A 24,426-nucleotide genomic window follows, 5' to 3' on the forward strand; every position below is an offset into this window, starting at 1 on the left:
ATGAAAGCTGTTGTTTTCGAAAAATTCAATACATTCCCCACCCTCAAGGAAGTGCCGGAGCCGACACCCGGGAGCGGCGAGGTTCTGCTCAAGGTGGCCGGGGCAGGTTGCTGCCATTCCGACGTCTCCGTCTTCCAGGACTATACCCCCGAAACCGGCAGTCACACCAAGCCGCCATTCATTCTTGGACATGAGACCACTGGTTGGGTCGAAGAGGTAGGACCCGATGTCACGGGCTTCAAGAAAGGCGATGCCTACATTGTCTATGGGCCCACCGGATGCGGCCACTGCCCTCACTGCGTGGCCGGCCAGGAGAACTACTGCTCAAGCGCCGCAACCAATAAATCCCTGGCCCTGGGACTGGGGCGTGACGGCGGCATGGCTGAATACATGACCGTTCCGGCCCGCAACCTGGTACCGCTGGGCGATGCAGATCCAATCGGCGCTGCACCCTTGGCTGACGCTGCCCTGACTCCCTACCACGCCATCCGGGCTGCCATGCCCCATCTGAACGGCGGCGGAAAGTACGCTCTGGTCATTGGCCTGGGTGGACTGGGCCAGATCGCCATTCAGATTCTTCACGCCCTGACCGGCGCCACCGTGATTGCCACGGACACCAAGCCGGAGGCCCTGGCCAAGGCTGAGGCCAAGGGTGCCATCCCCGTGGTCAGCGACGAGCACCAGGTGGAGAACATCAGGAAGATAACCCATGGTGAGGGCGTGGATGCCGCCTTCGATTTCGTGGGTGTGGCCCCAACCATTGCTGCCGCACAGGCTTCGGGCGGCCCAGGATCCCGGGTGACTGTGGTCGGCATCGCCGGCGGCAAGGCGGAATACGACTGGTACTCCAAGCCCTGGGAGCAGGAGCTGCTTGGCGTTTACTGGGGTTCCATCCCTGAGCTCTACGATGTGGCCAACATGTATCGCAACGGCCAGATCGAGACCGAGATCGAAACCTACTCACTGGACAATGCCCTGGATGCCTACCACAAGCTGGTCGACAACAAGCTGTCGGCCAGGGCTGTTATAGTGCCCCACACCAAGGCCTGATTTTCCCTTAAATGTAGACGAAGAAGCGACTCATCTGTCGGCCGGATTTAAGCACAATCAGATTTAGGTGCTGTCAGATTCATGTGCTGACCCCATTCTCCGCCTACATGCGCTGATGGCCGGTCACGGTCTTGTCGTGAAGACCGTGACCGGCCACAGCATCTTACCAAGCTCCCTCAAGCCTACGTTATTTACAGTTCCTTCGATTGCGGAGCATCACCCAACAACAAGTGGACCAGGAAAATACCGTCGGCAGATTCCAGCCTCATGGAGCCGCTGAGCGAATCCACCAGGGAATCAACGATGCTCAGACCCAGACCTGTGCTTCTGATCTTGGTACGTGACTGGTCATCGGTCTGGAACCGTTCCATGAGCCTGTCCACATCGACTGCTTCGCCCGTAGTTTTGTTGCCGAAGTCCAAATGAATTCGTCCATCTTCACTCTTGTGCAGGTCCACCCAGGCTGATTCCTCCGCATACTTGAGCCAGTTGCCGATCAGGTTCTGAATTATTCGACTCATCATGATCTGATCCGTCGTAATTTCCACACCAGTTTGAATTCTGGGCTCCACCGTGACGGACCGCGCGGTCAGAGAATCGAAGGCATTGAAGAGCTCCTGCTGAACCAATGCCGATAGGTTCACCCTGGTCAGATCCAGGCTCACGCTCTTCTCCTGTATCAGATTGAAATCCATCAGGTAATGCAGATAGTGATCCACCGATTGCAGGTTGTTGAGGATCTTACCCAATTGCTCCTGATCAGCCGATCCCTCCTTGAGCAGCTGGGCGTATCCCCTGGCCACGGTCAGCGGAGTCTTGATGTCATGGGTTAGGTTGGTCAGCATCTGCCGGACTTGCTTGTTCTGCTCAGCCTGGGTGATCTGCAGCCGCCTGGTCTTGTTCAGAACGGCATTGATCCTATCCGCCAGAGTGCGGATGAGCCCGATATTGGACCCAGTGGTTACCAAGGCGTTAGTGTCGGCATGGTTGATGAAGTCCAGATCGTCACTGATCCGTTTGAGGTCGACAATCAGCATTATCAGGCCAATCGCCAGGGCGAGGGCGACAAGACCCAAAACAAGTGCGGCCACCTTCACGGATTCACCTCCGACGACCCTTATTCATCGTTCTTTCTTCCATCCGAATTCAGACCAGGCGAACGCCGATGCCCCAGACTGACACGATGTAGCGCTGACTGCCGGCGTATCTGTTCAGACTGGTCCGCAAGGTGCTCAGGTGCACATTGAGAGTATTCTCGGCATTGATGTATGGCTGGTTCCAAACCTGCCTGTAGAGGTCCTCCTTCTCGAAGACCCGATGTGGATGGTCCATCAGAAGCTCAAGGATGGCGAATTCCTTGCGTGCCAGTTCGACCCTGTGCCCATCAACGCTGACCGTGTGCTCCATCCGGTCCAGCTCGATCCCCTGAAAACAAATCTTGGCGTCGGATTCACCTGCTGCATCCGCATCGGATTTCAGTGCCCCGGATTGGCGCAGCTGGACCTGGACACGAGCGCGGAGCTCGTCAATGTCGAAAGGCTTGGTCACATAATCATTGGCGCCCTGCTCCAGGAGGCTGACGGTTCTGGTCTTATCCTGAATGGCCGTGAGGATGATGACCGGCACCGACGACATATGCCGAATGGCCTTGAGGACGCTGTCCCCGGTAACTACAGGGAGCATCAGATCCAGAAGGATCAGGTCGGGTTCCTCCTGCTGAAAGCGGGCCAAGGCCTGGGCGCCCGTCGTCGCCTGGATAATCCTGTAGGTCTCGCCCAGCACATCCTTGAGCAGGGACTGGATGTCCTCCTGATCCTCCACGACCAGAATCGTCGGCATACTGTCTTCCTTTCGCAGGTCACTCTCATGTTACTGAAGCCACCTAACGAGGCCGGTCTCGCCCCAAACGGATTTATGCAATTCTTAATGATTTCTTAGCCATGCAATTAAGAAAGGCACTTTAGATTCTCTGATAGCGACATAGAGAAAGGAACCCCATGGACGATACCATTCTGGATATCAGCCATGCCAGCAAACGGTTCGGACGCTTTCAGGCACTGGACGATGTCAGCCTTTCCATAAACAAGGGCGAGGTCTACGGGCTGATTGGTGAGAACGGCGCCGGCAAAACCACTCTTATGCGTCTGATCACCGGGCTCTCCCCCATCCAGGAGGGAACCATAAGGCTGATGGGGCACACAATTGGCAAGGACAGCCGGATACTAAGCAGAATAGGCTCGATCATTGAGGCTCCGGCCGCCTTCAAAAAACTGACCGTCAGCCAGAATATGAAGCTGACAGCCATCCAGCACGGGCTGGCCGACGACAAGGCCATCGATCAGACCATCGACTTCGTTGGTCTGCGCGAGAAGGCCAAGACTCGGGCCGGTCACCTCTCTCTTGGCCAGCGTCAGCGCCTGGGGTTGGCCATGGCCATCCTCACACGGCCTGATTTCCTGATTCTGGACGAGCCCATCAACGGCCTGGACCCGGCAGGAATTATGGAATTCAGAACACTCCTGGACAGGCTCAACAAGGAACGCCAGACGACCATTCTCATCTCCAGTCACATTCTGAGCGAACTCTATCTGGTCTCCTCCCGGTTCGGATTCATCAGCCACGGCCGCCTAATCAAGGAGGTCAACAAGGATGAACTGGACCGGATCAATCAAAATGTACTTTTGATCGACGTGGACCAGAGCTCCAGGGCCGCCATGCTCCTGGATCGCCAGGGAATCGGCCCCTTCCAAGTCCTTGACGACCATCAGATTCTGATCAGGCAGGAGAACCTGGAGCCGGGCCCCATCAACAGACTTCTGGTTCAGGAAGGCATCCTGGTCAATCAAATCAGCCAGCAGAAGGGATCGTTGGAGGAATATTTCACAGATCTGCTCAACAAGGATTCTCAAGAGTCGAGGAAACAATGATTAACCAGATCAGGGCCGACTTTTACAGGCAGCGACGTTCCATCGGCATGCTGATTCTGCTCATTGCCACTATGGCACTCGGCATAGTGACCACATGGCGCAAGAGCACTATGGGAATCACCACCGGAGGCGAAGAATACGCTCATAAACTGTCGGAAATCGCAGGGCAAAGCTGGACCATTAGGACAGGCCTGCAAGCAGGTGTCGCCTCCGCCTCGTCTCTAATCTACTTTTACATCGCGGTCTTCGTCATTGTCATTGGTGCGGAATACAGCCAGCACACTCTGAAGAACACGCTGACATCGGGCATCTCGCGCATACAGTTCATCCTCGGCAAGTACGCGACTATCCTGATCGACATCATCCTCCTAACCCTGTGCTACTTCATCACCATCCTGATCACCGGACTGGCCCTAGGGAGGAAGCCTGGAGCCGGTTGGGGCATCCTATGCAAGGATGTGGCCGTCATGACCCTATCGGTCAGCTTCTGCATCTCCGTCATCATCAGCCTAGGCATTATCCTCTTGATCCTTACCAAATCCCTGGTCATCCCAGCGGTGGTGATCGTGATATGGCCCATGCTGATCGGCCTCGTGGAGTATGCCTTTAAATTGAACTGGCTGAAATACCTCGACTTCGTCGGGTTCGGCGAACAGATCATCCTTAACACTCTGAAGGCCGATCAGGCCTGGATCTACGCCGGAGTATCCGCAGGCGTGGTCCTGGTGGCCATCTTCGGATCGGCTCTGATCATATCCAGGCAGGAGATCTAAGCCAGGTCAAGCCTATACCCGGCCCGGCTCCTGATCGCTGACGGCCTGCACGGCCATATGGGCAAAGGCCCTGACGGAGGCATCCAGTGAGTAATGTTCCTTGGTATGTTCGGCATAGCGACTAGACCAGACTGCAAGGGCATCAGGATGGTCTACCCACCAGTCGATTTGCGAAGCTAGCGCCTGAGCCTTGCCGACCGGGAAGAGCGAATGCTGCGTCAAGGCGAAATGACCGGCGGCGCTCAGGATGGATCGGGCGATAACCGGGACTGCGCCGCAGGCCATCCCCTCCAGGACGCTGACCGATTCCAGATCCGCTATTGATGGATGAACCAGCAGGTCGGCCTGCCTGAGCAGATCGGGCATGGTCGCGTTCTGATGGAATCCAATAGAGACCTGCATGCCGTCCAGCTGCCGGGCGGCTTCTGCCTTCAGTCGGTGCTCCATGGGTCCTGTACCAGCTATGGTCAGACGGATCCTGCGTCTGTTTTTGCAAAGAGCCAAGGCACGGATCAAAGTCAGATGGTCCTTTTCCCGGGCCAGCCTGCCAGAGGCCACAACCTGGATCAGCCGACCGGATCGCTGCCGTTCGTATCGGTCCCGCTCATATCGGTCACCAGGGTTGAACCTGGGCTGGTACCCGTTGGATATGACGTGCAGGCAGGCCTTGTATCCATGCGAGCGCAGCAGGTCGGCCGTCAGCTGGGTGGGAACGTGGATGTGCCTGACATGGTCGTAGAGCCAGAACCGAAACAGCCTGTAAATGGCCGCATCCACCCCGGGCAGGTAGCGCAATGGGCCAGAGGAATAGGTGATGTTCTCAGGCTGAATGTGAAAGCCGGCTGTCACCGGTATGCCCATGGATCTAGCTTGGGACAGGGCGGCGCGGCCGAAGGCGAAAGGTTCGTAAATATGAACCAGATCCACACCGGCAAAGGCTCTTCGGAAGAGATCCGGATCAGCACGAGCGAAGCTCATCTGCTGCCTGGCCGCCACACTGGAGACCAGAGGAATGCGATGCACCCGTGCCGGATAGTCGGTCGATCCCACCCCCACCAGACGGACCCGATGTCCCAGCGCCTCCAGGCCCTGGGCGTATTGGATGGCGGAGTTGGATGTCCCGTTGCCCCTGTTGCCAAAGGAGTCCAGGACCAGGGCCAGCGTCAGGCGATCATGATCCCTCATCAGCGTTCCCTTCGCTGTTCATCAGTAGCAGCCTTGGGCCGGACCAAGACAGGGCGACGACCCGATTGCACCCACTAATTGCAGTCACTATTAGTAGGAGAAGGCCGGGACGGCTGCCCCACGGTAGTAGCGGTTGATGGCGTCAGCCACATATCGGCTGTGGTAGGCGGAGACCAGAGCCTTGTATGCGGGGTCGTTTTTGTCGGCCTGCCTGGCCACGATGATGTTGACATAGGGGTGATTGGCTGGCGATTTGAGATCGCCGGGCACCTGGTAAATGGCATCCTGGATCTTCATGCCGGCATCCAGGATGAAATTGGTGTTGGTGATGCCGGCCGCATAGTCGGGCAGGACCTTGACGATTCCCGGTGGGTCGACCTGGTCCAGGACCAGCCCACGCGGGTTGTCGACAATGTCTTCGGGAACCGGCGTGGTGGCCTTGGGGTCTCGCAGGCCGATCAGCCCGGCGCTGGCAAGCACCTTCAGGGAGCGGCCCAGGTCGATGGGATCGCTGGGAATGGCCAGCCGCTCGCCATGCCCTATCTGGTCAACGCTCCGGTACTTCTTTGAGTAAAGGTTGAGCGGTGAAATGTAGGTGTCGCCGATGGCGGCAAACCGATACCCGTGCTGCTTGGACTCCTGCTCCAGAAAGGCGTAGTGCTGGAAGGCGTTCAGGTCGATCTCCCCATTGGCCAGCGCCTGATTGGCGTAACGCCCGTATTGGAAGGACCGGAGCTTGATTTTTATGCCTGCCCGGCGCTGGTCCAGTTCGTGCTGAACGGCCTTCCAGATTTCCTCATCGGCATCACCCACCAGGCCGATGCTGATCTCCCGCTGGCCACGTTCGGGCTGGTTGACCTTGACATAGGCCACGCCCATCAGGACGGCGACCACCAGGATGACGACCGAGACAGCCGCCAGCTCTCGCTTGGCCCTGGTTCTTCTGGTGCTCATATCCGTCCTCCTTCATTGCTGGAACCTATCGCATCAGGAAACCTTGAACGCCGGCAGGCAGGCGCCCTTGTAGACACGGACGATGGTGTCGGCTACGGGCTTGGAATGATAGGCGCGCACCACTGCGGCGTAAGTAGGATTGTCCCGCTGATCCTTGGTGGTGACGATGATGTTGATGTAAGGCTTGTTGGCCGGGTTCTGCAAATCGTAGGGAACCTCGTGGATGGCATCGTGCACGCTGCGACCTGCATCGACCACAAAGTTGGCATTGGTGACACCACCTGCGTAGTCGGGCAGCAGGTTGAGGATACCGGCCGGGTCCACCTGCTCGATGTGCAGATGCTTGGGATTGTCCACCACATCCTCGGGCAGCGGGTTGGTGGCCTTGGGGTCGCGCAGACCTATCAGCTTGGCATCGGCCAGGACCTTCAGTGCCCGGCCCATGTTGGTGGCATTGTTGGGGATGGCCACCCGGTCGCCGTCCTCGAACTGCGAGGGCTTGGCATAACGCTGCGAGTAGAGGTTCATGGGCGAGATATAGGTATTGCCAAGCACGGCCAGTTGATAGTGGTTGGTTTTCACATCGTCCTGCAGATAGGCGTAATGCTGGGCGGCGTTGAAGTCCACCTCGCGGTTGGCTGTGGCCTGGTTGACATAGATGGCGTCCTGGAAAGGCTTGAGTTCGATTCTGATGTGTTCGCCACGCCGATCCAGCTCCGCCTGGACAGCCTTCCAGATCTGATCGTCCGAACTGCCGATGACGCCGACCTTGACGACCTTGACATCGGCACCCACCTGGTTCAGACGGACATCGGTACCGACCACCAGCGCCAGCAGGAGGACGATGACCAGGCTGAGCGCCGCCAGCTGGATCTTGGCTCTGTTCTTTTTGCCGACGCGACTACGACCGACCACGATAATCTGACCTTTCCCCAGTTGCTCAGTGTTCGACGACCTCGGCCAGAAGCCGGCCGAACAGTTCGATCAGGGCTATGAAGATGACCAGCACGATGATGGTGGCGATGGTCACGTCGTTCATGGATCGCTGGTAGCCCAGACGGATGGCAAAGTCACCTAGACCGCCGCCGCCCACGATGCCCACGGTGGCGGTCTCGCCCACCAAGCTGACGATGGTGATGGTGGTCACCCGGATGATTGAGGGGATGCCCTCACGCAGGTAGACGTGCCAGATGATCTGCCAGGTGGTCATGCCCATGGATTCCGCCGCCTCAACATACCCGGGGTCCAGACCAGCAAGGGCCGACTCGATCTGCCGGGAGAAGAAGGGAGTGATGCCTACAACCAGCGGGAAAATCGCCCCCTTGGGCCCGATGGCTGTGCCCATGAGCATCCTGGTCACCGGCACCAGGGCCGCAGCCAGAATGATGAAGGGGATGGAGCGGAAGAGGTCGATCAGTTTGTCCAGGATGGTGAAGACCAGGCCGTTGTGGCGGATGCCGTCACGTCGGCTGATGATCAGCCCCACCCCGATGACCAGAGCAAACAGGAAGGAAATCACCCCGGAGACGCCGACCATGACCAGGGTCTGAACCATGCTGCTGAAGAACTCCGGCAGCCGGCTCATGACATTGGGGAACCAGGTGGTAAGCAGGGACGTCATGACTTGAGAACCTCGATTCCGATGTTGCGAGAGCGCAGGTATTCCATGGCCTGGCGGATGTTTTCAGGGTCGCCGCCCATCCTGACCACCAGTCCGCCCAGGGGCGCTCCCTCCACCACATCGATGTCGCCGAAGATGATGTTGACGTCCAGGTTGTAGCGACGGCTGATGGTGGAGACCAGGGCCTCGGAGACCTCCTTGGAGACATAGGACATGCGCATGAGGATCTGCCCGGGTTCAAGGGCCACCAGAGGCGAATCGGCGGCCATCAGATCCTTGACCTTGTCCAGGTTGGAGGTGGTGGCAACGAAGGACTTGGTCAGCTGGGCCTTGGGGTCTGCAAAGACGTCGAAGACCCTGCCCTGCTCCACGATGACGCCCTTATCGATGACCGCCACCCGGTTGCAGATCTGCCTGATGACCGACATCTCGTGGGTGATCATGACCACAGTGATGCCCAGCTGGTCATGCAGATCATGCAGCAGCTGAAGGATGGAGCGTGTGGTGGTCGGGTCCAGTGCGCTGGTGGCCTCATCGCTGAGCAGGATATCCGGCTCATTGGCCAGGGCTCGGGCGATGGCCACCCGCTGCTGCTGGCCGCCGGAGAGCTCGGCGGGATAATGGTCAGCCAGCTCGGTCAGTCCCACCAATTCCAGAAGCTCAGACACCCGGGCCCGTCGAGACGCACGGTCACGGCCACTCCCCCGCAGAGGGAGGCCAACATTGTCAGCCACCGTCCTGGAGGGCATCAGGTTGAAGTGCTGGAAGATCATGCCCGTACGACGCCTCAAGTCCCTCAACTCGGCCGGAGCCAGATCCTTGACCTCGCGGCCACGGACTTTGACACTGCCCGAGTCATAATCCTCCAGCCCGTTGATGCAACGGACCAGGGTGGACTTGCCCGCCCCGCTCAGTCCGATGATGCCAAAAATGTCCCCAGTCTCGACGGTCAGATCGATATCGGCCAGTGCCGTCTTGTCTTCGTCGTCGTCGCTGTGATAGGTCTTGGTCAGGTGCTCCATCCGCACCGCCGGTGTCCGCTCGCTCACGTTCCCGCCTTCCCTGGTCGACTGGATGACATGGTAATCGTCCCGGCGGCCAGTGGACAAGCAGGCCTCCATAGATGTCGTTTATAGGCATGTATCGATAATTCACCTGCTTGGTCTACGGGTCGGTGGCAGAATATGGGTATGAGCGCATCCGGTCAGCAGCGGATTATCAACACTATCAATCCTGGGGAGCGACCGTTCGGCTCTCCTCTGGGTCCAAGACCCACACGAGTCCTTCTCTTAGGGGCCGGCGAACTCGGCCGTGAGATTGCCATCAGCCTTATGCGGCTGGGAGCTTGGGTGGGTGCGGCGGACTCATATCCCGGCGCACCGGCCACCCAGGTGGCTCATGCCGGCTATCAGGTGAAGATGAGCGATCCGCAGGCCCTGGAGGACCTGATCGACAAGGTCCAGCCCGATTTGATCGTGCCTGAAGTGGAGGCCATTGCCACAGACCGCCTGGTCGGTGCCGCGGCCCGGGGCATCCAGGTGGTGCCTGCCGCCCCCCTGGCGGCCATGTGCATGGACCGCCGGGCTCTGCGCGTCTTCGCCCACGAGCAGGTGGGCCTGCCTACTACCCCCTACCGATTCGCCGACTCCCCCGAAGAACTGGCCAGCGCGGCGGACCAGGTGGGCTACCCATGCATGGTCAAACCCCTGATGAGCTCCTCCGGCCACGGACAGACCCTGGTACGGAGCAAGGAGGGCTTGCCGCAAGCCTGGAATTCGGCATTGACCCAGGGCCGGGCAGCCACCAAGCATCAGGGCAAAGCCGAGGTCATCGTGGAGGCTCTGGCCCCCCTGGCCCATGAGCTGACCGTTCTGACCGTGGCTTCCTCTGCCGGCGTTGCCACCTGCACGCCCATAGGCCAACGGCAGGAGGACGGGGACTACCGGCTCTCCTGGCAACCGGCGGAGCTCAATCCCGAGATCTTGCAGCAGGCCCGGAACATGGCCACCCGGCTGGTTGAGGCCATGACCTCCCTGGCCCGCCAGAGTGGCGAGACCGGATGGGGTATTTACGGAGTGGAGATCTTTGTTCTGCGCGACGGTTCGCTGCTCTTCAACGAGGTAGCGCCGCGCCCCCACGACACCGGCATGGTGACCATGATCTCCCAGCGGCTGACCGAGTTCGATCTTCACGCCAGGGCCATTCTGGGCGTTCCAGTCCACCAGGAGGATCTGTCCCTAAGTCTGCCGGAGGGGACATGCGCGGTCAGCCGTCCCATCCTGGTCAAGGGCCAGGGACCGGTCAGCTTCCAAGGTTTGCCGCAGGCCCTGGATCACCCAGGCACTGATCTGCGCATCTTCTCCAAGCCGGAAGTGCATGGTCAGCGTCGCATGGGCGTAGTCCTGGCCCTGGGTCCTGACCTGCAGACCGCCACCGAACGTGCCGAAGCTGTGGTCAACGATCTGAAACCCCGGGTGGGCGCGGGGATGTAACCCGGGCTTGCTATGGTGGTCGTGTCCCAAGCAGTGCAGAAGTTTCCAATTCGCAACAAACTCGAGGAAGGCGAACAGTGGAAAAGTTGGGAATGCGCTATCAAGGCAAAGCCAAGAAACTGTACGAGACGGATGATCCAGACATACTCTGGGTTGAGTACACTGACCAGGCCACCGCGGGGAACGGGGCCAAGAAGGCCAATATCGAAGGCAAGGCCAGACTGAACAACAGGATCACCACGGTGATATTCTCCCTGTTGGCCCGCCGGGGCATACCCAGCCACTTCGTACGCAGCATCTCCGACACCGAACAGCTCAACCGTCGGCTGGACATGTTCCCCCTGGAGATTGTCATGCGCAACCGGGCTGCAGGGTCCTTCGCCCAACGGTACGGGGTTGCGGAAGGCACCGCCTTGAAGCAGCCTGTGCTGGAATTCTTCTACAAGTCCGATCCTCTGGATGATCCATTTATCAACAGGGACGACATTCTGGCCCTGGGATTGGCCACTGAGCAGGATCTGGACATCATCGCCGCTAAGACCCGGGAGATCAACGGGGCGCTGACCGGCATCTTCCGCGCCATCAACGTGGAGCTGGTGGACTTCAAGATCGAAATGGGCAAGACCAGTTCGGGCATCATCCTTCTCGGCGACGAGATCACCCCCGACACCTGCAGGCTCTGGGCGATTGGCAACAATCATGACGGCCATGTCACCCACTTGGACAAGGACATCTTCCGTAGGGACCTGGGCAGCATCATTCCGGCTTATCAAACCATTCTGGATGGGCTTACCGAATTGGAGGAGCGCGAAAGCCAATCGAACAGCTGAATCGGTCGACCCGGAAGCGAGCATATCGCCTCCGGGTTTTTCATTGGTCCCCAACCAGTCCATCGCGAAAGGATCCATTGTGCTCTTCCGTGTCTATACCGAGAAAAAGCGGGGCTTTGACCAGGCCGCCGATAGGCTTGCCGAACAGCTTCGCACCCTGCCGGGCGTGCAAGGGCTGACCGGCCTGCGCATAATCAATCGTTACGATCTGGAGGGAATCGACGAAGACCTCTTCAAACGTTGCCTGCCCACGGTCTTCGCCCAGCCCCAGACCGACCTGGTGGCCACCCGACTGGAGCAGGCCCTGCGCATGAAGGGTGACGAGGACCTGCCGCCACTGGACTCCCCCATGCTCTTCGCCGTGGCCCCCCTGCCTGGTCAGTTCGATCAGCGAGCCGATTCCGCAGCCCAATGTGTTCAGCTGGTCGGCCAGGGCGCCCGCCCCCTGGTTGCCACGGCCACCGTCTACCTGCTACAAGGCGATTTGGATGCCGAGCAGATCAAAGCCGTCCGCAATTACCTGGTCAATCCGGTCGACTCACGGGTGGTGGGGCTGGAGCAGCCCAAGACCCTGGCCATGCCTGACGAGGATCCTGATCCAGTGCCCGTGTTGGACGGATTTCGCGATTTGGCCGATCCTGAACTCAAAGCGCTGATCGACAAGCTGGATCTGGCCATGGATCTGCCGGATGTCCGCTTCTGCCAGGACCACTACCGTCAGGAAAAGCGAGACCCCACGCTGACCGAGCTCAAAGTGATCGACACCTACTGGTCCGACCACTGCCGGCACACCACCTTCAATACCAAGCTGGAGCGAATTAAGGCGGACAATCCCCGAGCCCGCGCCACACTGGAACGTTACCGGGCAATCCGCGAAGAGCTGGGCCGCCAGGACCGGCCGGAATGCCTGATGGACATGGCCACCATCGGAGCCAAGTACCTGCAGAAGCGAGGCATCCTGAACGACGTGGACCAGTCCGAAGAGGTCAACGCCTGCACTATCCGGACCAAGGTCGACGTGGACGGCCAGGATCAGGACTGGCTCTTCCTCTTCAAAAATGAAACGCATAATCACCCCACCGAGATCGAGCCTTTCGGCGGTGCCGCCACCTGCATCGGCGGAGCCATCCGCGATCCTCTTTCCGGAAGAGGTTACGTCTACCAGGCCATGAGGGTCAGCGGGGCAGCGGATCCCCGTCAGCCCCTGGATCAGACTCTGCCGGGCAAGCTGCCCCAGAGCCGAATCGTCCGTCAGGCGGCCGATGGCTACTCCTCCTATGGCAACCAGATCGGGCTGGCCACCGGACAGGTTCGGGAGATCTACCACCCCGGCTATGCAGCCAAGCGGATGGAGGTGGGCGCAGTGGTGGCAGCCACCCCGGCCGACCATGTGATCCGCCGTCGGCCTGCACCCGGCGATCTGATCATCCTGGTGGGCGGAAGAACCGGCCGTGATGGTATCGGCGGTGCCACCGGAGCATCCAAGTCCCAGAACGAAGAGAGCCTGGAACGTTGCGGGGCCGAGGTGCAGAAGGGCGATGCCCCTGAAGAGCGCAAGCTTCAGCGCCTCTTCCGCCGCCCGGAGGCAGCCAGGCTGATTGAACGCTGCAACGACTTCGGAGCCGGCGGCGTCGCCGTGGCCGTAGGCGAGCTTGCCGACGGACTGAACGTGGACCTGGACCGGGTGCCGCTCAAGTACAAGGGGCTGGATGGAACCGAAATCGCCATCTCCGAGAGCCAGGAGCGCATGGCCGTGGCCCTGGCTGCCGAAGACGCGCCCGCCTTCATCGACTACGCCCGGCAGGAGGACCTCGAGGCCACCGTCATCGCCGAGGTCACCGAAGAACCCCGACTGCGGATGACTTGGCGATCAGAGACCATCGTGGACATCCCCCGATCCTTCCTGGCTTCCAACGGCGCCCCTCACGAGGCCGATGCCCAGGTAACGGTTCCTGCTCCCTACCATGCCCCATTCGAGGTCCAAGGCAGCCTGGACGCGCGCATGAGGGCCCTACTTGCTGACATCAACGTCTGCTCCCAGCAGGGTCTGGCCGAGCAGTTCGACTCCACCATCGGCGCAGGCACTGTCCTCATGCCCTTCGGCGGAGCCCGACAGCTGACTCCGGCCCAGGCCATGGTGGCCAAGCTGCCGGTGGATGGACACACCACCACCGCCTCGGCAATGGCCTGGGGATTCAACCCCTGGATCAGCAGCAAGGATCCCTACACCGGCGCCTACCTGGCCGTGGTCGAGAGCCTGGCCAAGCTGGTGGCCAGCGGCTTCAGCCGTTCCCGGGCCCACCTGAGCCTGCAGGAGTACTACCCCAAGCCCGGCGCCGACCCCCGGCGCTGGGGTCTGCCGGTGGCTGGCGTCCTGGGAGCCCTCCAGGCCCAGCTGGATCTTTCCGTGGGTGCCATAGGCGGCAAGGACTCCATGTCCGGCAGCTTCGAGGACCTGGACGTGCCTCCCACCCTGATCAGCTTTGCCGTGGCACTGGGGCGAGCCAAGGATGCGGTCTCTCCCGAGTTCAAGGCCCCGAACCGGCAGGTCTACCTTTTGACGCCCGAATATCAGGAGGACGGATTGCTGCCCGATCCGGAGAGTCTGAGGGCCGTCATGGACCAGGTGGAGGCGCTGATCAGCCAGGGCCTGGTGGATGCTGCAGCCACTCCGGGCTACGGATGCATCGCCCAGTCATTGATGGAGATGTGCCTGGGCAACAGAATCGGGCTGAATCTGGCATCAAACACTGCCATATCTGCGCTCTTCCGTCCTGCCTATGGGAGCTTCATCCTGGAGACCTCAGGCCCAGAGCCCCTGTTCATTCAGGATTCCGGTCTGCATTTGCAGCTGCTGGGGCGCACACGGGAGGATTACCGCCTCCGCTGTGGCAGTGAGGGTCTGGACCTGGCTGAGCTTGAGGAAATCCGTGCCAGGGGTCTGGAATCCATCTTCCCATACCGAGGTCAAGGCGACCCGGTGCCGACCATCGGCCGCACCGACCGTGAGCATGGCAGGCCAGTAACGCGTAGAACCAAAGGGACTGCCAAGACCGCCCGACCCAAGGTGGTTATGCCCGTCTTCCCCGGCACCAACTGCGAGTTCGACTCTGCACGGGCCTTCCGGGACGCTGGAGCCCAGGTGGAGACCGTGGTCATCCGCAACCTGAACGCCGAGGACGTAACCGAAAGTTCCCGCCGCCTGGCCCAGGCCATCCGCAGCAGCCAGATACTGATGCTACCCGGAGGCTTCTCCGGTGGCGACGAGCCCGATGGTTCGGCCAAACTGGTGGCATCCTTCCTGCGTTCGGACCAGGTCGCCGATGCCCTCCAAGAGCTTTTGCAGGACCGGGACGGGCTGGTTCTGGGCGTCTGCAACGGCTTCCAGGCGCTGATCAAGCTGGGTCTGGTCCCTTATGGCAAAATCGTCACTGGGTCGCCCGAAGATCCCACCCTGACCGCCAACACCATCGGCCGCCATCAGAGCCGTCTTGTCCATACTCGGATCAGCTCCACACGCTCCCCTTGGCTGAGCGCCTGCCGGGTGGGCGACATCCACACCATGCCCATCAGCCATGGCGAAGGGCGGTTCGTGGCCGAGCCTGGCCTCCTGCGTACCCTGATCGACCGGGGGCAGGTGGCCGCCCAGTATGTAGACGAGCAGGGCCGTCCCTCCATGGACCCGCTGGTCAACCCCAATGGATCCGACATGGCCGTCGAGGCCATCACCAGTCCGGACGGCCGGGTGCTGGGCAAGATGGGCCACACGGAACGCAGCGGCCCCGACCTGTATCTCAACGTGCCCGGAGGCCACCCGCAGCCGCTCTTCCAGTCGGGAGTGGACTACTTTGCCGCCTAGGGGAAAGGACATAGACCATGTCGTTGGAGCTTGAAGGCATTCACGAGGAGTGCGGTATCTTCGGAGTCTGGGGCCACCCCGATGCCGCCCGGCTGACCTACTTCGGCCTGCATGCCCTGCAGCACCGCGGCCAGGAGGGTGCCGGCATCGTTTCCAACGACCAGGGGCATCTGATCGGACGGCGGGGCCTGGGCCTGCTGACTCAGGTCTTCCCGGACGAGTCCAGCCTGACGCCGCTGACCGGAGACCGGGCCATCGGCCATGTCCGCTACGCCACGACCGGCTCAGGGTCCATCGAGAACATCCAGCCCTTCGTCTTCCGCTTTCATGACGGGGACATAGCCCTGGCACACAACGGCAACCTGACCAACTGCGACAGCCTCAAGGCGGAGTTGGAGAATCAAGGGGCCATCTTCCACTCCAACTCCGACACCGAGGTGCTCATGCACCTGATCCGGCGAAGTCCTGAAAAGGACTTCATGGCAGCGCTCAAACAGGCCTTGCGCCAGGTCCATGGCGGCTTCGCCTACCTGCTCATGACCGAGGATGCCATGATCGGAGCCATGGATCCCAACGGGTTCCGTCCTCTCTCGTTGGGCCAGTTGCCAGGAGGAGCCTACGTCCTGGCCTCGGAAACCTGCGCACTGGATTTGGTCGGCGCCACGCTGGTGCGTGACATCGGCCCCGGCGAAATCGTCCGAGTGGACGACTCGGGTTACAGCATCGAGCGCTATACCGATCAGACCTGCCTGTCCATCTGTTCCATGGAATTCATCTACTTCGCCAGACCCGACTCCAATATTTATGGGGTCAACGTCCACTCGGCCCGCAAGCGGATGGGTGCCAGGCTGGCCCGCGAAGCCCCGGTGGACGCCGATATGGTCATCGGAGTGCCCAATTCCTCCTTGTCCGCAGCCTCAGGTTATGCCGAGGCGGCCGGACTGCCCAACGAGATGGGGCTGATCAAGAACCAGTATGTGGCACGCACCTTCATCCAGCCCAGCCAGGCCATGCGCGAACAGGGTGTCAGGATGAAACTGGCCGCTGTACGAGGCGTCGTATCCGGCAAGCGGGTGGTGGTCATCGACGATTCCATAGTTCGGGGCACCACCTCGCGCAGAATCGTCCGTCTGCTCCGGGAGGCCGGGGCGAGCGAGGTGCACATGCGCATCGCCTCCCCGCCCCTGCGGTATCCCTGCTACTACGGCATCGACATCCAACGGACCTCCGAACTGATCGCCGCCAAGAAGTCCGTGGTGCAAATCAGGGAAGCCATCGGGGCCGACTCCCTGGCCTATCTGAGTCTGGACGGTCTGGTGGATTCCATCGGTCTGGGCCGTGACGCACCCTACCAGGGCCTTTGCGTAGCCTACTTCAACGGTGATTATCCCACGCGACTTGACGACTATGAGCAGGGTTTCCTGGCCTCGTTGACCCCAGAGGACCGGGCCCGGCTGGAGGCCTCCAAGGGATCCTACGGACTTGACATGCCTGCAGGGTCGGGGCAGAAAACAGACCAATGAGCATTAGCGAAGAGCAGAACAGGCAGCGCAGAGAAAGGGGCATCCATGCCGAAGGCATATGAACAGGCCGGGGTATCGGTGGAGGCCGGATATGAACTGATCGACAGAATCCGTTCCCACACGGCCAGAACCCATAGGCCGGGCGCCGGAGACATTGGCGGCTTCGGCGGCGACTTCGACCTGTCTGCGCTCAATTACCGCCATCCGGTTCTGGTTTCGGGCACTGACGGCGTGGGTACCAAGCTGATGGTGGCCCGGGAAGCCGGCCGCCATGACACCATCGGTCAGGACTGCGTGGCCATGTGCGTCAATGACATCATCGCCCAGGGGGCCGAACCGCTGATCTTCCTGGACTACATCGCCTGCGGACACAACGACCCGGCTCTGCTGGAGCAGGTGGTCAAGGGCGTGGCCGACGGCTGTGTCCAGGCAGGGGCCGCTCTGGTAGGCGGGGAGACCGCAGAGATGCCTGACATGTACCAGCCTGACGAGTACGACCTGGCCGGATTCACCGTGGGTGTGGTCGAACGGGAATCCCTGGTGGACGGTTCGGCCATCAAAGAAGGCGACCAGCTGATCGGCCTGCCCTCCTCAGGAGTCCACTCCAACGGATTCTCCCTGATTCGCCAGGCCCTGCTGGACCAGGGAGGCATGAAGCTGGAGGATCGGCCCTACCAGCTTGGCGGACGGACCCTGGGAGAGGAACTGCTGACACCCACCCGCATCTATGTCAAGGCCCTGCGTCCGCTCTTCGCCTCCGGCCTGCTCAGGGGCGCTGCACACATCACCGGAGGCGGCTTCGTGGAGAAGGTGCCCCGGATTCTGCCCGAGGGGCTGGCAGCCAGCTTCAACCTGAATACCTGGAAGGTGCCGCCCATCTTTACGATGATCGAGGAGATGGGCAGGGTCGACCATCTGGAGATGTACAACATCTTCAACATGGGCATTGGAATGGTTCTGGTCGTTTCCCCTGACCAGCTGGACCAGGCACGCGCAGTCCTGGATGGGGAGCAGGAGTCCTACACCCTGATCGGACAGGTGACGCGTGCTCAAAACGGCCAGCGGGTCATCCTTAACGAAGACGGTCGTCAGTAATAGCGAGAGGAGCCCATCATGGCGGACAAGGTACTGGTCATCGGTTCGGGAGCCAGGGAGCACGTTATCGCCACCACCCTGCTGTCCGGACCAGGAGTGGATCGGGTCTGGTGTGCCCCGGGCAACCCGGGCATGGAGCCGGACGGCATCAGCCTGCTGCAAGAGGATTCCTCTCAGCCTGAAAAACTGATCGCCGCAATACGCGAACTGGGAATCGACTGGGTCTTCGTCGGACCTGAGGCTCCTTTGACGGCTGGATTGGTCGACGAACTGCAAGCTGCCGGCATCCCCGCCTTTGGACCCACCAAGGCTGCGGCCCGCATCGAGGGATCCAAGGGCTTTGCCAAGGACCTGATGCGCAGGCATGGGATCCCCACCGCCGACTATGCGGTCTTCCATGACCTGGAAACAGCCAAGGCCTATGTGCGCTCGCACGGCGCACCGGTGGTCATCAAAGCTGACGGGCTGGCAGCCGGCAAGGGCGTGACGGTGGCCGCCGACCTTGACCAGGCCATGCAGGCCCTGGATGCCATCTTCATCGATCATAAGTTCGGGCAGGCCGGAGCCCAGGTGGTCATCGAGGATCAGCTGGTGGGTCAGGAGTGCTCGCTCATGTGCTTCGTCCGGGGCGAGCAGTTCTGGCCCATGCCACTGTCACAAGACCACAAGCCCGCCTATGACGGGGATCGGGGCCCTAACACAGGCGGCATGGGAGCCTACTCCCCTCTGCCCCAGTTCGGACCGGAACTGACCCAAAAGGCTTTGGATGCCATCGTCGCCCCCACCGTCCGCGCCCTGGCCCAGGAAGGCAGTCCTTTCACCGGGGTTCTCTACACGGGATTGATGGTCACCGACAAGGGCCCTGAAGTCATCGAATTCAACGCGCGATTGGGCGACCCGGAAACTGAGGTGGTCCTGCCCGCCCTGACCAGCGACCTGGGCACGGCCATCCGCACGCTGATGGAGGGCGGAGAGCCTCAATTCACCTGGGACAGCTCCCACAGCCGCCTGGGTGTTGTCCTGGCAGCCCAGGGCTATCCCGGCAGTCCCAAGACCGGGGTGCCCGTGCCCTTGATTGCTCCGGAGCCTGACCTCAGAGCCTACTATGCCGGAGTGTCCGGCTCGGCTTCAACTGGTCTGACATCCTCTTCGGGAAGGACCGCCCTGGTTGTGGCCCAAGGCGACGACCTGGCCCAGGCAGCCCGCCGAGTCTATGACCGGCTGGATGGATTGTCGATGCCCGGCCTCTTCTATCGGCACGACATCGGCCACCACGGCCTGGAAGCCTAGTTGGCCGAGCTGGTTGAGCCCTCGCTGTCCTTATCCTGGTTCTGCTCCTCCTGGCGAGCTTGCTCTTTTGTCCGTTCCCTGACCTTCTGCCGGGCGGCATCCGAACGGCGGGTGGGCGTGGCGGTGAAGCCGGTTCCCTGCAGGTAGTGCTTGCCTGCCATGATGTCGTACTGGATCAGCTTGTAGTCATTCAGGAGCTGTCGGGTGGCCCGGTCGAAGTCACGGGCGTTCATGGGCTGGCCCTGGGCATCCAGATAGTTGGTCTGCCCTGCAGGAATCCTGTTCCAGTCCTGGATCTGGTTGGCAACCGGAGGCTCTATGGCGCTGATCTTTTCGTGCAGCTCGGTCAGGAAGGCTGTGAAAGGCGAGACCTTGGCACCCATGTGCTCGGCCGCCTGGGCCTGGAAGAAGTTGGGCGAGGAGTAGGCGCTGTTGCTGACCTGTGCTCCCGAGGAATCCGAGGCCTTGTTGGACCAGATGAAGTAGTCGGTCAGATGCAGGGCCAGGGAGTTGCGCTCGTCCCAGCTGGCCGTGCCATAGATGCCTGGCAGGTGATCCCCGTAGAAGACCACAGTGACCGGCTTGCTCTGGGAGTCCAGACTGTTCAGGAAATCGGCAGTGGCCTGATCGGTCAGACTGACCCCCTTGGCGTAGGTGCGGATGGATTGCATCTCATCGTCGCCTAGAGGCCTGTCGGGGTCGGAGGAGTCGACCGAGAAGTTGTTGTCGTCATACCAGTCGTTGTAGGGCATGTGGTTCTGCATGGTGATGACCTCGACGAACTGGTTGCCCTTGTCGTCACCCATCTGCTCCAGGGCGGAATCGTAGGCGGATCGATCCCCCACATACTGGCTGCGGTCGATGCGGTCCTGGTGGGCTATCTGGTCAGGGCCGGTCAGCGAGTAGAAGTGCGAGAAGCCGAACTTCTTGTAGTTTTCGGCCCTGGAATACATGGAGGACTCGTAAGGGTGGAAGGCCAGGGACCTGGATGGCGACCCCCAGGCCTGATTGACCGTGGGTATCCAATTCAGGTGAGGGATGACCTGCTGATAGGGGGATGTCAACGAGGGATCGAAGTTGGCCATGGACAAGCCAGTCATGGCCTGGAACTCCAGATTGGCCGTGCCGCCGCCGTAGCCGGAGGAGAGCATGAGCCCGCTGGTGGTTCCCTCCTTGATGGATCTGATATGAGGCATGGGGTCCTGGTTGAGTGCGACGCCCGGCACACGCGTGGGATCCGAGAACGACTCGGAGAGGATGTAGACCAAACTCGACTCATTCATATAGGACTTGCGGTCACGGTTGATGCGGTCCGCAGAACGCTGGTAGCGGTGGGCCAGAGACTGCATGGTGGCACGGCTGTATCCGGCGGGCTGGTCCATGACCTTGGGCCGCAGCTGCCGAGAGAAGGACACGAAGACCCCGTTGCGCTGGGCATCATAGACCGAGTCCCACATGGAGGGTATATCGCCCATGAACTGCGAGAAGCGATAGGCGGGGCTGCCATAGGTGCCCACGGTGGACATGAACAGTGCCACCACCAGGACCGGGACCAGCACCCCTACCGTACGCAGTCCCGCGCCCAGGGGCTTGTTGCCGGTGGCCACCGGACGGCCGCGACGGGCATCCATCCGTGTCACCAACCAGCAGAGCACTCCGAGAATGACCAGGGCCAGGACTCCCAACCCGATCATAAGCAGGGACCGTGCCGGCAGGAAGGTGAGCAGGTTGGCCGCATCGGCATGGAGAAAATCCAAATCCGAGGGCAGAACGGCCTCATACCGTGCACGCACCTTGAAACGTTCGATGACTGCAATGACCGCGCAGATGGCCAGGATCAGCCCTGATGCCGCCCAGAATCGATTGGTCAGGTAGGCCAGAGCCAGGTAGACCAGGCCCACAGCCAGCATGTTGAGCACCAGGACGAACCGACGCTGGGTCCACATGGCCGAGATGAAGCCCCAGAAGCCGATCAGCGGGTTGGAAAGCTCCACCCGGGAGCTGTTCAGGGAGACCCCCCACTGCAGAATGCCCACTGACAGGAAGTCAATCAGGATGAAGGCGAGCAGGTAGATCCACCCACGCACCCGAAGACGTCCGGTCATGTTCTGCACCCAGGATGTCCACCGGCCGGGCTGACGCTTACGATCCTTCACCGCTTACTCCTGACTTTGGCGACTAGGCCCCATAGGCCTTTACCGATACCTGTGCCATTGTTCCCATCAAGGACGACAAGCCCCGTAAGAACACCCTTCAGCGAACACGAAGAGAAAGTGGCCTATCAAGCCTTGGCGCCCGGCACCTGCTGGATCAGGGCGCTGATCCAATCCTCCAGGTTCCGGTACTTATCGGGGCGCTGCTCGCTGACTTCGAACACCGGCACATGGGCTTTACGGGCCTCAATGGCCAGGTCCTTGGATGTTCGGTTGACTTCCTGGGTGTTGAGCACCAACATATCCAACTGGCTGGATGCCAGCAAATGGCGGAAGGCCACCAGGTCCTCCGGCGAGGGTTCGCTTTCGTTGGCGGCCGCCCGCAGGTACCCCTCGGGGGTCAAATCCTCCATGCCAAGATCATGGCAAAGATAGTAGGCAGCCGATTCCGTTGCCGCATAGTGCCGGCCTTGGGTCTGCTTGCGCGCTTTGGCAATCAGATCGTCCAACCGGGCCTGTCGACCCTGCCAGTCCTGGTAGGCCTTGTCAAAGTCGGTCCCGCGACCTGGGCGCAGCTGCCGGTAGGCCTCATGCACAGCCTTGGCAGCCGCTCTCCTGCTCTGGGAGGAAAACCAGAGATGGGGGTTGTCTCCGGCTTTGTGCCCTGATGCCTTGGATATATCCACCAGCCGGGCCTGCCCGGTTTCAGCGGCCTTGGCTGCCCAGTCGTCAATTCCGGCCCCGTTGACTATGACCAGATCTGCGCGGCTGATCCGGGCGATATCGGCCGTTGTCGGCTCATAGTCATGGGCATCAGTGGAGGTGTTGCTCAGAATAGTATCCACCCGAGCCTGGTCGCCTCCCAGGTCCACGGCCAGGGACTGCCACTGATTGATGCTGGTCACCACTTGCAGAGTGCTGGACTTTGCAGCTGACGAGGATGATTCGCTCTTCCCGCAGCCAGTCAGACATGTCAGCAGGGTCAGTCCGGCCAGCAGGCCTGCGGCCAAGGCTTGGGTCCGACGGAAGCGTGTACTGCTGGAGTGCATGGATGGGGATTCCTTCCTGGCGGCGGCGCTATATGGGCCTGTTGCCGTACCTGCCGAACGTTACTGAGATTGATTATCAATAAATTTACCATAGAAGAACCCGTGACCGGGATCCGGGGATTCGGGCCTGTCAAGAATGAATGCCTGCCTAAATAGTCTCCGTGAGCCCGAACACTCCTTATACTGAACTGCGGATGTATTTTCCTTGGAAGGAATGGCATGGGTGCATGGCTGGCAAAGGTCCATCTGACCCAGGGGTGGCTGCCTGCGTCACTGTTTGCATTGACGGCCTTGGCCCTGATCGTGCTGACGCTGACCGGACTGACACACGGACGCTGGCGGACCCTGCTGCGGCAGGCGGCCATTGCCCTGGGCATAGGAGCCTTGGGACTGCTGGCCACCTGGCTGGTCTCCGATGTCTTCATGCTCTTCGGTGTCTCCCTGGGTTGGATGGTTATCATCAGCGTGGCCTTGGGCTTTCTTGCCGTGGGGTTCGCCGTCTGCATCCTGATCACCGCCCGGGGGTGGCGCCGGATCCTGGCCGCACTGACCGTCCTGCTTTGTCTGCTTTCCACCGGGCTTCGCGTGGATATGATCTACGGCGAATTCACCACCCTGGGGTCCCTGTTCAGCGTCTCCCTCTACCCTGATTACCGAGACCACAAGGCAGCCAGACCGGCCATGAGCGTGGCCCAGTGGCGATCCCTGGCATCTAAGGGCGAACTGCCCTCGTATCCGAGTGCCGGCCGCTCCTACAGCATGCTCATCCCCAACGGGCGCTCCCGGTTCGCGGCCCGGCCAGCTGATGTCTACCTGCCGCCCGCCGCCTTGAGCGACAGACCGCCTGCACTGCCTGTATTCGTTCTTCTGGCCGGCCAGCCCGGCAGCCCCGACCGGCTCTTCACGGCTGGAGCCATTCCGGCCATGATGGATGCCTATGCTGCCCGGCACGAGGGCCTGGCGCCAGTGGTGGTTTCCCCCGACCAGAACGGGTCCTCCTCCCACAACAGCCTGTGCGTAGACTCCCCGGTCTACGGGAAGGCGGAAACCTACCTAAGCAAGGACGTACCTGCCTGGATCCGCACAAAGCTGCCCGTCGCCGACCAGCCCCAACAATGGGCCATAGGCGGATTCTCCCAGGGCGGGACCTGCTCTACCCAGCTTGGGGCACGGCATCCCGACGTCTACGGGAACATGCTCCCGGCCGACGGAGAGCTGGAACCGACCCAGGGTCGGCAAGAGCAAATGATCCGCGACTACTTCGGCGGCGACAAAAGACGCTTCCTGGCCCAGGTCCCAGCCAGGGCCATGCTGGAGCGGGCACCCTCACGCCAGCGCCTGTTCACAGCAGCCGGATCCAACGATAAGGAGTCCCAGCACAATATGATGGTCATTGCCAAGGCCGCCACCCAGGCAGGCATGAAGGTGCAGGCCGTCGTCACCCAGGGGTCGGGCCATGACTGGCACACAGTCAAGACCGCCTGGGAACCCGGGCTGGAGTGGATGGGCGAAGCCATGGGACTAGGGCCAATGTCCCGGCCAATTGCAGATTTTCCGAACATCATCGAAACCAGCATCGACTGAACCGCCGACAGGCCAAAGCGTTCAAGCATATAAGCAGAAAG

19 protein-coding genes are annotated in these 24,426 nt (G+C 60.9%); 10 read left to right on the top strand and 9 right to left on the bottom strand.

From position 1 onward, the window contains the following. Positions 1 to 1,050: an NAD(P)-dependent alcohol dehydrogenase gene (locus H3T90_RS07525; RefSeq protein WP_198191007.1), complete on the top strand. Its 1,050-nt coding sequence runs from the start codon at positions 1 to 3 to the stop codon at positions 1,048 to 1,050. A gap of 191 nt (positions 1,051 to 1,241) precedes the next feature. On the opposite strand, the gene H3T90_RS07530 is transcribed toward H3T90_RS07525, so the two are convergent. Next, on the bottom strand, positions 1,242 to 2,147 hold the full coding sequence (locus tag H3T90_RS07530; RefSeq protein WP_198208298.1) for a sensor histidine kinase: 906 nt from the start codon (positions 2,145 to 2,147) through the stop codon (positions 1,242 to 1,244). A 49-nt stretch (positions 2,148 to 2,196) separates the two neighbouring features. Next, the gene (locus H3T90_RS07535; protein ID WP_198191009.1) at positions 2,197 to 2,889 is read right to left on the bottom strand and encodes a response regulator transcription factor; all 693 of its coding nucleotides are present in this window, start codon (positions 2,887 to 2,889) and stop codon (positions 2,197 to 2,199) included. 158 nt (positions 2,890 to 3,047) lie between these two features. Between H3T90_RS07535 and H3T90_RS07540 the strand changes: the two genes are divergently transcribed. Together H3T90_RS07540 and H3T90_RS07545 are read left to right on the top strand one after the other, a co-directional pair. After that, entirely contained in the window at positions 3,048 to 3,977 is a 930-nt protein-coding gene (locus tag H3T90_RS07540) for an ABC transporter ATP-binding protein (RefSeq protein ID WP_198230119.1), read from the top strand. Continuing rightward, positions 3,974 to 4,750, top strand: a complete 777-nt coding sequence (locus H3T90_RS07545; protein WP_198208297.1) for an ABC transporter permease — start codon at positions 3,974 to 3,976, stop codon at positions 4,748 to 4,750. Before H3T90_RS07540 ends, H3T90_RS07545 begins: the two co-directional genes overlap by 4 nt. A 12-nt stretch (positions 4,751 to 4,762) precedes the next feature. Here H3T90_RS07545 and H3T90_RS07550 read toward each other — a convergent pair whose 3' ends face one another. The 5 genes from H3T90_RS07550 to H3T90_RS07570 all read right to left on the bottom strand — a co-directional run bounded on the left by H3T90_RS07550 (position 4,763) and on the right by H3T90_RS07570 (position 9,559). Continuing rightward, on the bottom strand, positions 4,763 to 5,935 hold the full coding sequence (locus H3T90_RS07550; protein ID WP_198230120.1) for a glycosyltransferase: 1,173 nt from the start codon (positions 5,933 to 5,935) through the stop codon (positions 4,763 to 4,765). Between the two features lie 90 nt (positions 5,936 to 6,025). Next, positions 6,026 to 6,889: a MetQ/NlpA family ABC transporter substrate-binding protein gene (locus H3T90_RS07555; protein WP_015022162.1), complete on the bottom strand. Its 864-nt coding sequence runs from the start codon at positions 6,887 to 6,889 to the stop codon at positions 6,026 to 6,028. Between the two features lie 33 nt (positions 6,890 to 6,922). Continuing rightward, entirely contained in the window at positions 6,923 to 7,804 is an 882-nt protein-coding gene (locus H3T90_RS07560; protein ID WP_198230121.1) for a MetQ/NlpA family ABC transporter substrate-binding protein, read from the bottom strand. Between the two features lie 25 nt (positions 7,805 to 7,829). Next, on the bottom strand, positions 7,830 to 8,510 hold the full coding sequence (locus H3T90_RS07565) for a methionine ABC transporter permease (protein ID WP_045935580.1): 681 nt from the start codon (positions 8,508 to 8,510) through the stop codon (positions 7,830 to 7,832). After that, complete coding sequence (locus H3T90_RS07570; RefSeq protein ID WP_198230122.1) at positions 8,507 to 9,559, bottom strand: methionine ABC transporter ATP-binding protein; 1,053 nt, start codon at positions 9,557 to 9,559, stop codon at positions 8,507 to 8,509. Before H3T90_RS07570 ends, H3T90_RS07565 begins: the two co-directional genes overlap by 4 nt. A gap of 135 nt (positions 9,560 to 9,694) precedes the next feature. Here H3T90_RS07570 and purT point away from each other — a divergent pair, with 135 nt between their 5' ends. The 6 genes from purT to purD all read left to right on the top strand — a co-directional run bounded on the left by purT (position 9,695) and on the right by purD (position 19,599). Next, positions 9,695 to 11,002 carry a formate-dependent phosphoribosylglycinamide formyltransferase gene (gene purT, locus H3T90_RS07575; protein ID WP_198230123.1) on the top strand — a complete coding sequence of 436 codons (1,308 nt, stop codon included), beginning with the start codon at positions 9,695 to 9,697 and terminating at the stop codon, positions 11,000 to 11,002. A gap of 77 nt (positions 11,003 to 11,079) precedes the next feature. Continuing rightward, positions 11,080 to 11,832 (top strand): phosphoribosylaminoimidazolesuccinocarboxamide synthase, encoded by a 753-nt coding sequence (gene purC / locus H3T90_RS07580; RefSeq protein WP_198191017.1) that lies wholly within the window; start codon positions 11,080 to 11,082, stop codon positions 11,830 to 11,832. Between the two features lie 79 nt (positions 11,833 to 11,911). Beyond that, positions 11,912 to 15,691, top strand: coding sequence for a phosphoribosylformylglycinamidine synthase (locus H3T90_RS07585; RefSeq protein WP_198230124.1), 3,780 nt, complete (start codon positions 11,912 to 11,914; stop codon positions 15,689 to 15,691). A 17-nt stretch (positions 15,692 to 15,708) separates the two neighbouring features. Next, positions 15,709 to 17,214 carry an amidophosphoribosyltransferase gene (gene purF / locus H3T90_RS07590; RefSeq protein WP_198230125.1) on the top strand — a complete coding sequence of 502 codons (1,506 nt, stop codon included), beginning with the start codon at positions 15,709 to 15,711 and terminating at the stop codon, positions 17,212 to 17,214. Between the two features lie 45 nt (positions 17,215 to 17,259). Then, positions 17,260 to 18,309, top strand: coding sequence for a phosphoribosylformylglycinamidine cyclo-ligase (gene purM, locus H3T90_RS07595; protein WP_198230126.1), 1,050 nt, complete (start codon positions 17,260 to 17,262; stop codon positions 18,307 to 18,309). A gap of 18 nt (positions 18,310 to 18,327) precedes the next feature. Continuing rightward, entirely contained in the window at positions 18,328 to 19,599 is a 1,272-nt protein-coding gene (gene purD, locus H3T90_RS07600) for a phosphoribosylamine--glycine ligase (RefSeq protein WP_198230127.1), read from the top strand. Here purD and H3T90_RS07605 read toward each other — a convergent pair. Both H3T90_RS07605 and H3T90_RS07610 read right to left on the bottom strand, forming a co-directional pair. After that, positions 19,596 to 21,755 (bottom strand): LTA synthase family protein, encoded by a 2,160-nt coding sequence (locus H3T90_RS07605; protein ID WP_198230128.1) that lies wholly within the window; start codon positions 21,753 to 21,755, stop codon positions 19,596 to 19,598. The two genes, purD and H3T90_RS07605, sit on opposite strands and share 4 nt — an antisense overlap. A gap of 125 nt (positions 21,756 to 21,880) precedes the next feature. After that, on the bottom strand, positions 21,881 to 22,801 hold the full coding sequence (locus H3T90_RS07610) for a metal ABC transporter solute-binding protein, Zn/Mn family (RefSeq protein WP_198230129.1): 921 nt from the start codon (positions 22,799 to 22,801) through the stop codon (positions 21,881 to 21,883). A gap of 219 nt (positions 22,802 to 23,020) precedes the next feature. On the opposite strand from H3T90_RS07610, the gene H3T90_RS07615 reads away from it, so the two are divergent. Further along, complete coding sequence (locus H3T90_RS07615; RefSeq protein ID WP_198208286.1) at positions 23,021 to 24,385, top strand: alpha/beta hydrolase; 1,365 nt, start codon at positions 23,021 to 23,023, stop codon at positions 24,383 to 24,385. The last annotated feature ends 41 nt before the right edge of the window (positions 24,386 to 24,426 follow it).

It is taken from the genome of Bifidobacterium polysaccharolyticum, assembly GCF_016101585.1.
Lineage (GTDB): Bacteria > Actinomycetota > Actinomycetes > Actinomycetales > Bifidobacteriaceae > Bombiscardovia > Bombiscardovia polysaccharolytica.

Excerpts from the sequence above, each read along its gene's own strand:
- H3T90_RS07525 (WP_198191007.1), top strand. The coding sequence starts at position 1 with ATGAAAGCTGTTGTTTTCGAAAAATTCAATACATTCCCCACCCTCAAG.
- H3T90_RS07535 (WP_198191009.1), bottom strand. The coding sequence starts at position 2,889 with ATGCCGACGATTCTGGTCGTGGAGGATCAGGAGGACATCCAGTCCCTG.
- H3T90_RS07540 (WP_198230119.1), top strand. The coding sequence starts at position 3,048 with ATGGACGATACCATTCTGGATATCAGCCATGCCAGCAAACGGTTCGGA.
- H3T90_RS07545 (WP_198208297.1), top strand. The coding sequence starts at position 3,974 with ATGATTAACCAGATCAGGGCCGACTTTTACAGGCAGCGACGTTCCATC.
- H3T90_RS07550 (WP_198230120.1), bottom strand. The coding sequence starts at position 5,935 with ATGAGGGATCATGATCGCCTGACGCTGGCCCTGGTCCTGGACTCCTTT.
- H3T90_RS07555 (WP_015022162.1), bottom strand. The coding sequence starts at position 6,889 with ATGAGCACCAGAAGAACCAGGGCCAAGCGAGAGCTGGCGGCTGTCTCG.
- H3T90_RS07565 (WP_045935580.1), bottom strand. The coding sequence starts at position 8,510 with ATGACGTCCCTGCTTACCACCTGGTTCCCCAATGTCATGAGCCGGCTG.
- purT (WP_198230123.1), top strand. The coding sequence starts at position 9,695 with ATGGGTATGAGCGCATCCGGTCAGCAGCGGATTATCAACACTATCAAT.
- purF (WP_198230125.1), top strand. The coding sequence starts at position 15,709 with ATGTCGTTGGAGCTTGAAGGCATTCACGAGGAGTGCGGTATCTTCGGA.
- purM (WP_198230126.1), top strand. The coding sequence starts at position 17,260 with ATGCCGAAGGCATATGAACAGGCCGGGGTATCGGTGGAGGCCGGATAT.
- purD (WP_198230127.1), top strand. The coding sequence starts at position 18,328 with ATGGCGGACAAGGTACTGGTCATCGGTTCGGGAGCCAGGGAGCACGTT.
- H3T90_RS07610 (WP_198230129.1), bottom strand. The coding sequence starts at position 22,801 with ATGCACTCCAGCAGTACACGCTTCCGTCGGACCCAAGCCTTGGCCGCA.
- H3T90_RS07615 (WP_198208286.1), top strand. The coding sequence starts at position 23,021 with ATGGGTGCATGGCTGGCAAAGGTCCATCTGACCCAGGGGTGGCTGCCT.